The 12,892-nt window shown below is 71.2% G+C and carries 11 protein-coding genes; 6 read left to right on the top strand and 5 right to left on the bottom strand.

The features are described 5' to 3' along the window. The first annotated feature begins 64 nt into the window (after positions 1 to 64). Positions 65 to 571 carry an SgcJ/EcaC family oxidoreductase gene (locus BEK98_RS08510; RefSeq protein WP_094215797.1) on the top strand — a complete coding sequence of 169 codons (507 nt, stop codon included), beginning with the start codon at positions 65 to 67 and terminating at the stop codon, positions 569 to 571. Here the strand turns inward: BEK98_RS08510 and BEK98_RS08505 are convergent. Both BEK98_RS08505 and BEK98_RS08500 read right to left on the bottom strand, forming a co-directional pair. After that, positions 537 to 1,907: a HAMP domain-containing sensor histidine kinase gene (locus tag BEK98_RS08505; RefSeq protein WP_094215796.1), complete on the bottom strand. Its 1,371-nt coding sequence runs from the start codon at positions 1,905 to 1,907 to the stop codon at positions 537 to 539. The genes BEK98_RS08510 and BEK98_RS08505 overlap by 35 nt on opposite strands. Continuing rightward, entirely contained in the window at positions 1,904 to 2,590 is a 687-nt protein-coding gene (locus BEK98_RS08500) for a response regulator transcription factor (protein WP_094215992.1), read from the bottom strand. Before BEK98_RS08500 ends, BEK98_RS08505 begins: the two co-directional genes overlap by 4 nt. A 208-nt stretch (positions 2,591 to 2,798) precedes the next feature. Between BEK98_RS08500 and BEK98_RS08490 the strand changes: the two genes are divergently transcribed. From BEK98_RS08490 to BEK98_RS08475, 4 genes are all read left to right on the top strand, one after another. Then, entirely contained in the window at positions 2,799 to 4,070 is a 1,272-nt protein-coding gene (locus BEK98_RS08490; RefSeq protein ID WP_094215794.1) for an aspartate kinase, read from the top strand. Further along, complete coding sequence (locus tag BEK98_RS08485; protein ID WP_094215793.1) at positions 4,067 to 5,140, top strand: aspartate-semialdehyde dehydrogenase; 1,074 nt, start codon at positions 4,067 to 4,069, stop codon at positions 5,138 to 5,140. The genes BEK98_RS08490 and BEK98_RS08485 overlap by 4 nt, the downstream gene beginning before the upstream one ends. Before the next feature lie 322 nt (positions 5,141 to 5,462). After that, on the top strand, positions 5,463 to 6,155 hold the full coding sequence (locus BEK98_RS08480; protein WP_094215792.1) for a SigE family RNA polymerase sigma factor: 693 nt from the start codon (positions 5,463 to 5,465) through the stop codon (positions 6,153 to 6,155). Between the two features lie 140 nt (positions 6,156 to 6,295). Continuing rightward, complete coding sequence (locus BEK98_RS08475) at positions 6,296 to 7,369, top strand: hypothetical protein (RefSeq protein WP_094215791.1); 1,074 nt, start codon at positions 6,296 to 6,298, stop codon at positions 7,367 to 7,369. Between the two features lie 10 nt (positions 7,370 to 7,379). On the opposite strand, the gene BEK98_RS08470 is transcribed toward BEK98_RS08475, so the two are convergent. Both BEK98_RS08470 and BEK98_RS08465 read right to left on the bottom strand, forming a co-directional pair. Beyond that, positions 7,380 to 8,177: an SURF1 family protein gene (locus BEK98_RS08470; protein WP_094215790.1), complete on the bottom strand. Its 798-nt coding sequence runs from the start codon at positions 8,175 to 8,177 to the stop codon at positions 7,380 to 7,382. Positions 8,178 to 8,259: 82 nt separating this feature from the next. Beyond that, positions 8,260 to 9,816 (bottom strand): FG-GAP-like repeat-containing protein, encoded by a 1,557-nt coding sequence (locus tag BEK98_RS08465; RefSeq protein WP_244201812.1) that lies wholly within the window; start codon positions 9,814 to 9,816, stop codon positions 8,260 to 8,262. Positions 9,817 to 10,093: 277 nt separating this feature from the next. On the opposite strand from BEK98_RS08465, the gene BEK98_RS08460 reads away from it, so the two are divergent. After that, positions 10,094 to 11,902 (top strand): S9 family peptidase, encoded by a 1,809-nt coding sequence (locus BEK98_RS08460; protein ID WP_094215789.1) that lies wholly within the window; start codon positions 10,094 to 10,096, stop codon positions 11,900 to 11,902. Between the two features lie 82 nt (positions 11,903 to 11,984). Here the strand turns inward: BEK98_RS08460 and BEK98_RS08455 are convergent, their stop codons facing one another. After that, positions 11,985 to 12,824, bottom strand: coding sequence for a hypothetical protein (locus tag BEK98_RS08455; RefSeq protein ID WP_143684088.1), 840 nt, complete (start codon positions 12,822 to 12,824; stop codon positions 11,985 to 11,987). Between the last annotated feature and the right edge of the window lie 68 nt (positions 12,825 to 12,892).

The raw sequence follows: 12,892 nt of genomic DNA, 5'->3' as shown, positions 1-12,892 counted from the left end.
CCTAACCGGTGCGAAGCGAGGCTGGAGGCACCTCGAACAAGGCGACCTCGCACTGGAGTCAGCGATGAACAGCAAGAGCAGTAAGACCCGTATACGTGCCGCCGTCGTCACCGGCGCCGCCCTGGTCACCGCCGCTTCCGTCACCGCCGGTGTCAGCGCGGCCGGGCCGCGGCCCGAGGCGAAGCCCAGCAAGGCCCAGGTCGCCTCGCTCTTCGACCGGTGGAACGCCGCGCTGCAGACCGGCGACCCGGAGAAGGTGGCGAAGCTGTACGCCGACGATGCCGTTCTGCTGCCCACTGTTTCCAACAAGATCCGTACCGACCACGCCCAGATCGTCGACTACTTCGAGCACTTCCTGGCGAACAAGCCGGTGGGCAAGAAGGTCCGGACGATCGTGAACGTGCTCGACCGGAACTCCGCCATCGACACCGGGATCTATCAGTTCACCCTGACCGACCCCAAGACCGGCAAGAAGCGGGTCGTGGAGGCCCGTTACAGCTACGAGTACGAGAAGCGCGGCGGGCAGTGGCTCATCGTCAACCACCACTCCTCGGTGATGCCCGAAGGGTGATCGACACGCACAGGCCGCCGCCCTGGGCGTCCCGCAGGGTCACCGTGCCGCCGTCGTCCGTCACGAGTTGTCGTACGACGGCCAGGCCCAGGCCTGAACCCGAGCGCCCGGTCAGGCCCTGGCCGCGCCAGAAGCGGTCGAAGGCGCGGGACTTCTCGGCGTCGGTCATGCCGGGGCCCTCGTCCAGGACGGAGAGGGTCACCTCGTCGGGGCCGGACTCCACCCGCACCGTGATCGTGCCGCTGTCGGGTGAGACCTCCAGGGCGTTCGAGAGCACGTTGTCCAGTACCTGGTCCAGATGACCCGGGCTGGCCAGCACAGTCGGCCGGCCGTCGGCACTCCCCCTGAGCGCGATGTGGACTCCGCGCTCGTCGGCGGCCGGTCTCCACACCGAGAGGCGTTCGCGCACGATGTCCCCGAGGGGGAGCGGTTCGGCCGCCGTGACCTTCGCCTCGGCGCGGGCCAGCACCAGCAGGCCGTTGACCAGGCGGCTCATCCGGACCACCTCGGCCGTCGCCTGCTCCACGTCCTCCCGGACGAATTCGTCGTCCACACCGTCGGCGATGTTGTCCAGGGACAGGCGGAGTGCCGTGAGGGGGGTGCGGAGTTGGTGGGAGGCGTCCGCGACGAAGATGCGCTGGGACGCCACCAGCGTGTCCAGGCGTTCGGCGCCCTGGTTGAGGGTGCGGGCCAGGGTCTGTGTCTCCGGCGGGCCGGTGACCGGGGAGCGGGCCGTGAGGTCGCCGTCGCTGAACCTGCTCGCCATGTCGTTGAGCTGGCGCAGGGGGCGGGTGAGGCGGCGGGCCACGATCGCGCCGATCAGGGCCGCCACGGCCAGGACGGCGACGGCCAGCGTCGCCCGGAAGCCCCAGATGATCCACAGCCTGTGGGTGAGGCTGCCGGTGGAGTAGACGATGCGTACGGCGCCCACCACCCGGTCGCCGTCCTTCGCCGGGACCGTGACCACCAGCCGGGGGCCCCAGATGAAGTTCGAGCCCCAGTCGGTGGTGGACCTGCCGTTGACCAGCGCATGCGTCAGGGCCGTGTCCTGCCGGGGGCGGGGGCGGGGGTGCGGGGTGGTGCAGGCCGCCGTCGACGTGGCCTGGACCTCGTCGTGCATCTCTTCGGCGTACGCCCGGCCCAGCTCGGCCAGGGCGCGGCAGGAGGCCGGGTCGCCGTTGGCCAGCAGCAGCGCCATGGTGGTCGCCTCGCGCCGCACGGACTGCTCGGTGTCGCCCCGCAGTTGCGCGGTGAGCGTGAACGCCACCGGCACGGTGAACAGGCCGATCGCGACCGCCACCAGCAGGATGTAGCTCCAGACGAGCTGGCGGATCACGCCGAGCCGCCGGAGTCCTCATGCACGAGCAGCCGGAAGCCCACCCCGCGTACCGCCTCGATCGTGATCGCCCCGGCGAGTTTCCGGCGCAGGGCGGCCACATGCACGTCCAGGGTCTTGGTCGGGCCGAACCAGTTCGCGTCCCAGACCGCCTCCATGATCTGCTCCCGCGACATCAGCGCGCCCGGCTCCTCGGTGAGGAAGGAGAGCAGGTCGTACTCCTTGGGAGCCACGGCGACCTCCACGCCGTCCAGGTGGACGCGGGCCGCCTTGCGGTCGACCGTGAGGCGGGGGCCGTAGCGGTCGGGTCCGGCCGCGGCCTCCGTGCGGGGCTGGACGCGGCGCATCACCGCCCGTATGCGGGCGATGACCTCGCGGACCCCGAAGGGCTTGGAGACGTAGTCGTCGGCCCCCAGCTCCAGCCCGACCACCCGGTCCGTCTCGTCGCTGCGCGCGCTGATCACGATGATCGGCACGTCCCCGCGGGCCCGCAGTGCCTTGCACACGTCCAGGCCGTCGGTGTCGGGGAGCCCGAGATCGAGGAGTACGACGTCGTAGGGGCCCGAGTGGGCCAGTGCGGCCGCGCCCGTGGTCACCCACTCCACCTCGAAGCCGTACCGCTTCAGGCCGCGCCGCAGCGACTCGGCCACCGGTTCGTCGTCTTCCACCAGAAGTACGCGCACGCCCCGCACCCTAGTGCTTGAAACTTAATTCACAGGATCCACTGTGAGCCGGGGCACGTTTCGCGTGCCGTGCCGTGCGCTGGGCAGGTTCCGGTCGCGAGCGCGTCGACCTCCCATCGCCCGATGTCTCACCATGCGGGAGCAGGGGGGTGGATTTCGGACGCTCGTTAGACTGAGCCGACACAAACGAACCGAGCGAGGAGCGCACGTGGGCCTTGTCGTGCAGAAGTACGGAGGTTCCTCCGTAGCCGATGCCGAAGGCATCAAGCGCGTCGCCAAGCGGATCGTGGAAGCGAAGAAGAACGGCAACCAGGTGGTTGTCGTCGTTTCCGCGATGGGCGACACGACGGACGAGCTGATCGATCTCGCCGAGCAGGTTTCGCCGATGCCTGCCGGCCGGGAGTTCGACATGCTGCTGACCGCCGGAGAGCGGATCTCCATGGCCCTGCTGGCCATGGCGATCAAAAACCTGGGCCACGAGGCGCAGTCGTTCACCGGCAGCCAGGCAGGCGTCATCACCGACTCGGTCCACAACAAAGCCCGGATCATCGACGTCACGCCGGGCCGGATCCGCGAGTCCCTGGACAAGGGCAACATCGCGATCGTCGCCGGGTTCCAGGGCGTCAGCCAGGACAAGAAGGACATCACCACGCTGGGGCGCGGTGGCTCCGACACCACGGCCGTGGCGCTGGCCGCCGCGCTCGACGCCGAGGTCTGCGAGATCTACACCGACGTCGACGGCGTGTTCACCGCCGACCCGCGTGTGGTGAAGAAGGCGAAGAAGATCGACTGGATCTCCTTCGAGGACATGCTGGAGCTCGCGGCCTCTGGCTCCAAGGTGCTGCTCCACCGCTGTGTGGAGTACGCCCGCCGCTACAACATCCCGATCCACGTCCGGTCCAGCTTCAGCGGACTGCAGGGCACGTGGGTCAGCAGTGAGCCGATTGGGGACATCAAGGTGGAGCAGGCCATCATCTCCGGTGTCGCGCACGACACCTCCGAGGCCAAGATCACGGTCGTCGGCGTGCCGGACAAGCCGGGTGAGGCCGCCGCGATCTTCCGGACCATCGCCGATGCCGAGATCAACATCGACATGGTCGTGCAGAACGTGTCGGCGGCCTCCACGGGGCTGACCGACATCTCCTTCACGCTGCCGAAGACCGAGGGCCGCAAGGCCATCGACGCGCTGGAGCGGAACAAGCACGGCATCGGCTTCGACTCGCTGCGCTACGACGACCAGATCGGCAAGATCTCCCTCGTCGGCGCCGGCATGAAGACCAACCCGGGCGTCACCGCCTCCTTCTTCGAGGCGCTGAGCAACGCGGGCGTGAACATCGAGCTGATCTCGACCTCCGAGATCCGCATCTCGGTCGTCACCCGTGCCGACGACGTGCCGGAGGCCGTGCGCGCCGTGCACACCGCCTTCGGGCTCGACTCCGACACCGACGAGGCCGTCGTCTACGGAGGCACCGGCCGATGACGGGCAAGCCGACGCTCGCGGTCGTGGGAGCGACCGGAGCCGTCGGCGCGGTCATGCTCCAGATCCTGTCCCAGCGCGCGGACGTCTGGGGCGAGATCCGTCTGATCGCCTCCCGGCGCTCGGCCGGCCGCAAGCTGGCCGTGCGCGGGGAGGAGGTCGAGGTCGTGGCCCTGACGGAGGACGCCTTCGACGGCGTCGACATCGCCATGTTCGACGTGCCCGACGAGGTCTCCGCCGAGTGGGCGCCGATCGCCGCCGCGCGCGGTGCGGTCGTCGTCGACAACTCGGGCGCCTTCCGGATGGACCCGGACGTGCCCCTCGTCGTACCCGAGGTCAATCCGCACGCGGTGCGCAGCCGGCCGCGCGGGATCGTCGCCAACCCCAACTGCACGACCCTGTCGATGATCGTCGCCCTGGGCGCGCTGCACGCCGAGTTCGGGCTGCGCGAGCTGGTGGTGTCGTCGTACCAGGCGGTGAGCGGGGCGGGCCGGGCCGGCGTCGAGACGCTGCGGGCCCAGCTGTCCCTGGTCGCCGGGACCGAGCTGGGGACCAAGCCCGGTGACGTACGGCGGGCCGTCGGGGACGACACCGGGCCCTTCCCGGAGCCGGTCGTGCTGAACGTCGTCCCGTGGGCCGGGTCGCTGCGGGAGGACGGCTGGTCGTCGGAGGAGATGAAGGTGCGGGACGAGTCCCGCAAGATCCTCGGACTGCCGAAGCTGCCGGTCGCCGTGACCTGTGTCCGGGTGCCGGTGATCACCACGCACTCGCTCACCGTCCACGCCCGCTTCCAGGGCGAGGTGACCGTCGACGGCGCCCGCGAGATCCTCGCCACCGCGCCCGGCGTCGTGCTCTGCGACGACCCCGCCGCCGGTGAGTTCCCCACCCCCGCCGACGTGGTGGGCACCGATCCGACCTGGGTCGGGCGGGTACGGCGGGCCCTGGACGACCCGACCGCGCTCGAACTCTTCGTCTGCGGCGACAACCTGCGCAAGGGCGCCGCGCTCAACACCGCGCAGATCGCCGAGCTGGTCGCCGCGGAATTCAGGGGCGAGGTATCCACCCGCGGATAAAATGTTTGTAGGATCCAAGTAAGAAATGTGGCCGGGAGCATGGTCCAAACCACTTGAACCGCGCTCCACGGCGACAGAGGATTTTCCTCCCCGTTCCTCGCAACCACGCGAGGGGCGGGGAGCGTCTTTGCGGTCACCCTTGCGGGGCGTGGGACGTGAGGATCCTGGCGTGGGGACGCCGTGATCGGGGCGTGGGGACGCCCGTTCAAATGGGATATAAGGGAAGAGCGGGACGCATGGCGGCAGTTCAGGCACCGTCGGTTGTCGGACATGTGACGCCCGGCACGTACAACCCTGGCGGGGGGAGACGTGTCCAACAGGCGTGGCAGAGGTACTCGAACTCAGTGCGGCCCGCGGCACCGCGGCGCTCCGGCCGCCCCGCGCGGCACTCCGGCCGCGCATTCCCGGCGGCATGCCGGTGATCGCGCCCATGCCCGCAGCGCGGCCCGCCCGCATACCCAGTCAGCGCGACGGCTCCGACGACACCGCGGTCACCGCCGCCACGGCGGACACCGAGGTCGCCGGTACGACCGTCGACCATCTCACCGAGACCTACCGGGCGCACTACCGCTCGCTGCTCGGCCTCGCCGCGCTCCTCCTCGACGACACCGCCTCCTGCGAGGACGTCGTCCAGGAAGCCTTCATCCGCGTCCACTCGGCCCGCAAGCGCGTCCGCGACCCCGAGAAGACCCTCGCCTACCTGCGCCAGACGGTCGTCAACCTCTCCCGCTCCACACTGCGTCGGCGCATCCTCGGCCTGAAGCTCCTCTCCAAGCCGATGCCGGACATGGCGAGCGCGGAGGAGGGCGCCTACGACTCGCTGGAGCGGCGCGACCTCATCAAGGCGATGAAGGGCCTGCAGCGCCGCCAGCGCGAGGTCCTCGTCCTGCGCTACTTCGCGGACATGACCGAGGCCCAGGTCGCCGAGGCGCTCGGCATCTCGCTGGGCTCGGTGAAGGCGTACGGCTCGCGGGGCATCGCCGCGCTGCGGGTGGCCATGGAGGCACCAGCATGAGCGAGCACGCCGAAGGGGGCGACACCCATGACGGCCATTCCCACGAAGGCCACTCCCATGGACGCCATGAGCCCTACGCCTGGCACGAACCGACGAAGCACGAGCAAGACCACACGCAATCGCACGCTGGGAACGGAACTGTGAACCACGGCCCCGACGAAAAGGGCCCCGAGGGGCTCGGCCAGAGCGGGCTCGACTCGGACGAGCTGGACCTGCGCCGACTGCTGCACTCCGCGGTCGACGACCTCGAACCGCGCACCGGCACGCTGGACCACCTGCGCCGCGCGGTGCCCGCCCGGCGCGCCCGCAAGCGCCAGGCCGCCGTCGGCATGGCGGCCGCCGCCCTGTTCATCGGCACCGCGGTCCCCGCGCTCATCCACGTCTCGAACTCCGGCGGCACCGACCCCAACACCGCCATGGCCGGGCAGACCTCCCAGGCCCAGGGCGGCGCCACCCAGGGGAAGAACCCCGACGGCGGCTCCAGCAGCGTCGGCGGCTCGCACGGCAAGACCCCCGGGCCCGGCAAGGACACCAGCAAGGGCACCGAGCCGGGCAAGACCGGCGGCAACGGCACCGGTTCGACCGGCGGCGCCGACCCGTCCTCGACCCTGGCCGCGGGCGCCCCGGTGTGCACGGCGGCCCAGCTCGGCTCCGCCACCCAGACCGTCGACGCCCCCGACACCACGGGTGTCGTCTACGGCACCTTCCGCGTCACCAACATCTCCACCGCCAGCTGTACCGTCGGCGGCCCGGGCACGGTCGGCGTCGCGGCACAGGGAGCCGCGGACCCCGCCAAGGTCCTCAGCGCCCGGCATGTGGCCGGGGACGCGGCGGCCACCCTGCCCGATCCCTCCCTGGAGGTCGCGGCGCTGGTCCTGCAGCCGGGTGCGGCCTACGAGGAGAGGTTCGCCTTCGTGCCCTCCGAGACCTGCCCCACCACCGGTGGCTCCACCACCACAGGCGGCACGGACGGCGGCAGCGACCCCTCGCCGGACCCGACGCCCACCCAGGACGCCGGCGCCACGGGCGGCACGGACACCGGCACCACGTCCTCCGGCACCACCACCCAGCTCGTCACCGAGGACGGCGGGACGGCCGACGGCAGCGTCCTCGTCACCCACACCGGGCAGGGAGGCTCCCCCTCGGTCCAGGCGACCGTGCCCAACGCGTGTGCGGGGACGGTGTACTACACCGGGGTGCTGGCGGGGCAGTAGGCCACAGGCCTCAGACGGTGCTCGGAGCGGACGGGATCTCCTGCTCCTGCTCCGGCACCAGGCCAAGCGCCGCGTCCCGGTGGAACTCCACCTCGCGGCGCAGCAGCCGGAACCACATGAAGACCACGAAGCCCGCGAAGACGAACCACTCCCCGGTGTAGCCGAGGTTCTGGAACGCCTTCAGGTCGAGACCGGTACCGGCCGGCGCGCTCGCGGGCACGGCCTTCATTCCCGCGTCCGCCCGGTCGAGGGTGACCCAGGCGTCGTACAGCCTGTCCGGCACCAGGTTCACCAGCGAGGCCGCGCTGATCGCCGCGGTCTGCCCGGCGGGCAGACCGCCCTGGGCGCTGACCCCGTTGTCCCCCGGGGTCTCGGAGGCCTGCAGCGCGCCGGTGACGGTGACCTCGCCGGCGGGCGGGGCGGGAGCCTTGGCGGGGTCCGCCTTGCCGGGCAGCCAGCCGCGCACCACGGGCAGCGCCTTGCCGGAGTCGGTGCGCAGCAGCGTCAGCACGTAGAAGCCCTGCTTGCCGTCCAGCTCCCGGCCCGGCACGAGCAACTGCTTGCCGTACCGGCCGCTCGCGGTGACCCGCCGTCCCGAGGTGCTCTTGTCGACGGGCAGCATCCGGGCCAGCGGACGGGCCGACTCGTGCTGGTCGGAGGCGGCCTGCTCGGTCGCGGCGCGGTGGTCCTGCACCCGCCCCTCGAACCGGCTCAGCTGCCACGACCCCATGAAGACGCAGAACGGGATGGCGAGCAGCACGAAGACGTTGATGCCCCACCAGCGGGGTGTCAGCAGAAACCGGTACACGCTTTAACGGTACGGGGCCGCGGTGGAGGGCCGGGGCCGGGGGTCCGGCCACGGCCCTCCACCGCGGAGTCCTCACCTCACCTCAGGGGCAACCGGCACCGGCGGGAGGGTTGGTGCAGGTGTTGTGGCCTGCGCCGCCGTCGTTGGTGTTGGTCCCGGCTCCTCCGTCGAGGCGGTCGTTGCCGTTGTTGCCCTGAAGGGTGTCGTCGCCGTTGCCGCCGTTGATGGTGTCGTTGCCGTCGTTGCCGATCAGAGTGTCGTTGTTGTCGTCACCGTTGATGGTGTCGTTGCCGGTGCCGCCTTCGATGCGGTCGTTGCCGGCGTTGCCACTGAGCTTGTCGTTGCCCGCGGCGCCGCAGATGAGGTCGTTGCCACCGGCGCCGTTGACGGTGTCGTTCCCGGCGAGGGCGAAGATCACGTCGTTGGCCGCGGTACCGGTGATGTTGTCGTTGCCGGTCGTGCCGGTGATCGTGGGCGTGGCGGTGGCGCAGCTGGCCGGTGGCGGCGGGGCCGTGGCCAGCAGCACGGACACGTTGTCGCTGATCAGGTTCGCGACGGCGAGGTCGGGGCGGCCGTCGCCGTTGAAGTCACCCGTCGCCACCGACTTGGGGGCGTTGTCGACGCCGTAGTTGTCGGGCGCGGCGAAGATGCCGGAACCGTTGTTCAGCAGCACCGACACGTTGTCGTCGTTCTCGTTCGTGACGGCGAGGTCGGGGCTGCCGTCGCTGTTGAAGTCACCCACCGCCACCGCTGTGGCGGCGTCGCCGGCCATGTAGTTCACCGCTGTGCCGAAGGTGCCGCCAACGTTGCCGAACAGCACCGACACGTTGTCAGTGCCGATGTTCGCGACGGCGAGGTCGGGGCGGCCGTCGTTGTTGAAGTCGCCGACCGCCACCGAATTCGGGGCGTCGCCGACGCCGTAGTTCACCGCCGTGCCGAAGGTGCCGGTGCCGTTGTTCAGCAGCACGGACACGTTGTCGCTGCTCTGGTTCGCGACGGCGAGGTCGGGGCGGCCGTCGCCGTTGAAGTTGCCCACAGCCACCGAGATCGGGGCGGAGCCGACGAGGTAGCTCACCGGCCCGGCGAAGGTGCCGTCACCGTTGCTCAGCAGCACCGACACACCGCCGGAAACGTTGGTGACGGCGAGGTCGGGGAGGCTGTCGCTGTTGAAGTCACCCACCGCCATCCCTTGGGGCGCATCGCCGGCGGCGGAGTTCAACCGCGCGCCGAAGGTGCCGTCACCGTTGCCGGGCAGCACCGACACGTTGTCGTCGTTGAAGTTCGTGGTGGCGAGGTCGGGCACGCTGTCGGCGGTGAAGTTGCCCACCACCACGGTCGCCGGGCCGTCGCCGACGTTGTAGTTCACCGCCGTGGCGAAGCTGCCGCCACCGGTGCCCAGCAGCACCGACACGTTGTCACTGCCGGCGTTGGCGACGGCGAGGTCGCGGTTGCCGTCGCCGTTGAAGTCGCCCACCGCCACCGAGAACGGCCCGTCGCCGGCGCCGTAGTTCACGGCCGGGTCGAAGAGCCCTTGGGCGTGAGCCGAGGGAGCCATGACCATGGCGGCGGACAGCATCACTCCGGTCATGCCCGCCAGCACCCGCGCCCGCCGACGAGCCGTCGGCCAGGCCGCCCGCATCAGGGACACCAGTCCCTCCGCCCCTGCACTGCACCTCGACACAGTCGTCACGCGACACCTTCTCAGTGAGATTTCCTGACAGAACGGACACCCTGCCAGCGCCTCACCTGTGCGCGCCCGCGCGCGCACCGCGCCCGGCCCGGCTACCACCCGGAAGGCCTCAGAGCCCCCTTCGGCGGACCCCCGGCCTGCGGTCGGCCGGAGTTATCCACAGGCTGGGTACACCCGGCAGCGCATTGTGGGTGGGGCCAGGCAGTATGGGCGCATGACTGGGGCCATGAGTGAGAGCAGGACGCCGGACACACCGGACATGCCGGACTGGGAGAAGCGCTTCCGGGCGCCGCGGGTCTCGCTGCCCGACTGGGCCGAGGACGCGCCGGACCGCTCCCTGTTCGTGTCGAACGCGACGGGCACGTACGAGCTGTACGCCTGGGACCGGGCGACGGGCGGGCAGCGGCAGGCGACGGACCGGCCGAACGGCACGACGGACGGCGTGCTCTCCCCGGACGGCGCGTGGATCTGGTGGTTCGACGACAAGGACGGCGACGAGTTCGGCATCTGGCGCCGCCAGCCCTTCGGCGGCGGGGCCGACGAGACCGCTGTGCCCGGCCTGGAGGCCTCCTACCCGGCCGGCCTGGGTCTGGCCCGCGACGGCCGTACGGCGGTGGTCGGCCGCTCGACGGACGAGGACGGCACGACCATCCACCTCGCGCGCGAGGGCGCGGACCCGGTCGAGATCTACCGGCACCGCGAGTCGGCGGGCGTCGGCGACCTCTCCCACGACGGCTCGCTGATCGCGATCGAGCACACCGAGCACGGCGACGCCATGCACGCGGCCCTGCGGGTGCTGCGCCCGGACGGCACGACGGTCGCCGAGCTGGACGACACCAAGGGCGGCACCGAGGAGCTGGGCCTGGAGGTCCTCGGCTTCGCACCGGTGGAGGGCGACACCCGCCTTCTCATCGGCCACCAGCGCCGGGGCCGCTGGGAACCGCTGGTGTGGGACGTGGGGACGGGCGTGGAGAGCGACCTCTCCCTCGACCTGCCCGGCGACGTCGCCGCCGAGTGGTACCCGGACGGCAGCGCCCTGCTCATCGCCCACAGCTTCGAGGCCCGCAGCGAGCTGTTCCACTACGAGTTGGCCTCACGCGCTCTGACCCGCATCCCCACCCCGCCCGGCACGGTGTCCGGGGCGACCGCCCGCCCCGACGGCAGCGTGGAGTACCTGTGGTCGTCCGCCGCCGAGCCGCCGGCGGTCCGCTCCACCACCGGTGAGGTGGTCCTGGACCCGCCCGGCATGAAGTGCCCGCCGTCCGTGGCGGTCGAGGACGCGTGGGTGGACGGCCCCGGCGGCCGCATCCACGCCCTGATCCAGAAGCCGGCCGGTGCCACCGGCCCCCTGCCCACGGTCTTCGACCTGCACGGCGGCCCCACCTGGCACGACAGCGACTCCTTCGCCGCGGGCCCGGCCGCCTGGGTGGACCGGGGCTACGCGGTGATCCGCGTCAACTACCGCGGCTCCACGGGGTACGGCCGCGCCTGGACGGACGCCCTGAAGCACCGGGTCGGCCTGATCGAGCTGGAGGACGTGGCCGCCGTCCGCGCGTGGGCGGTCGGCACCGGCCTCGCCGACCCCGAGCGCCTGGTCCTCACCGGCGGCTCCTGGGGCGGCTACCTCACCCTCCTCGGCGTCGGCACCCAGCCGGAGGCGTGGGCGGTGGGCATCGCGGTCGTGCCGGTCGCGGACTACGTCACCGCCTACCACGACGAGATGGAGGCCCTGAAGGCCATGGACCGCACCCTGCTGGGCGGCACCCCGGAGGAGGTCCCCGAACGCTTCGAGGCGTCCTCCCCGCTCACCTACGTCGACCAGGTCAAGGCCCCGGTCTACATCTCCGCGGGCGTGAACGACCCCCGCTGCCCCATCCGCCAGATCGACAACTACGTCAAGCGCCTGGAGGCCCGCGGCGCGATCCACGAGGTGTACCGCTACGACGCCGGGCACGGCTCACTGGTGGTGGACGAGCGGATCAAGCAGCTGAGACTGGAGATGGAGTTCGCGGGGAGGCATCTGGCGGGGGCGTGAGCCGGAAAGGCACGTGGCCGGCAGGGGCCTGAGCCGGCGGGCGTCGCGCGGGTGCGGGACGCCCACCGGAGGGTGCGGGCGGTCAGTTCACGCAGCCAGGTACGGCTCCCACCGGGCGGCAGTTGTTGGGTGTGTTGCCGGAGACGTTGGTGTAGACGACGGAGACCGTGCTGCCGGTGCCTTCGTAGATGCCGCCGCCCTGGAGCGTGCCGTTCGCGGTGTTGCCGGTCACCTGGCTGACCGACAGGGTCGCGACGGCCGGCGCTTCGGTACGGAGGCCGCCGCCCTCGCCGCCGGCCGTGTTGCTCTGGATCCGGGAGTAGTTGACGGTCAGCGTGCCACCGGCGTGGCTGATGCCACCGCCGCCGCCAGTCGCCGTGTTCCCGCTGACCAGGGCGTTGTTCAGGGTGGCGGAGGCGCCGGTCCGCAGGCGGATGCCACCGCCGAACCCGGCCTTGTTGTCCCGGACACTGCCGTTGTTCACCGTGAGGGTGCTGCCGCCACCGGTGACCAGGACGCCGCCGCCCGAGTCGCCGGGCACGTTCCCGAAGCGGACGCTGAGCGAGTTCAGGGTCAGATCGCCGCCGGACTCGACCGTGAAGAGCCGGAAGGCGGGCGTGCCCGACGCCGTGGAGCGGGCGATGGTGGTGTTGTAGCCGTTGATGCTGTAGGAGCCCGTGACGGCCGGCAAGCCGTTGCTCGCCCCCACGCTGGTCGCGACGGTGTACGTGCAGAACGGCGCCAGCGTGATGTCCTCGTCGGTCGTGTTGGACTGGGTGATCGCGTTCCGGAGAGCGGTGACGTTCCCGCAGGGCACGAAGGTCACCGCGTGCGCCGGGGCGAGCGGCAGCACGGCCAGGCTCAGGCCGAGAGCTGCCGCGGCACCCAGGGTCGTCGGACGGTACATGCGCATCCTCGTCATTGAGGACTCCTCCTCGGTCGGGTGGGCCGCCCGTGAAGTCCGCGCGAAGCGCGTTCGGTCGAAGCGGC

It is taken from the genome of Streptomyces diastatochromogenes (genome assembly GCF_002242805.1).
Classification (GTDB): domain Bacteria; phylum Actinomycetota; class Actinomycetes; order Streptomycetales; family Streptomycetaceae; genus Streptomyces; species Streptomyces diastatochromogenes.
This window is presented reverse-complemented; position numbering and strand designations above follow the sequence as displayed.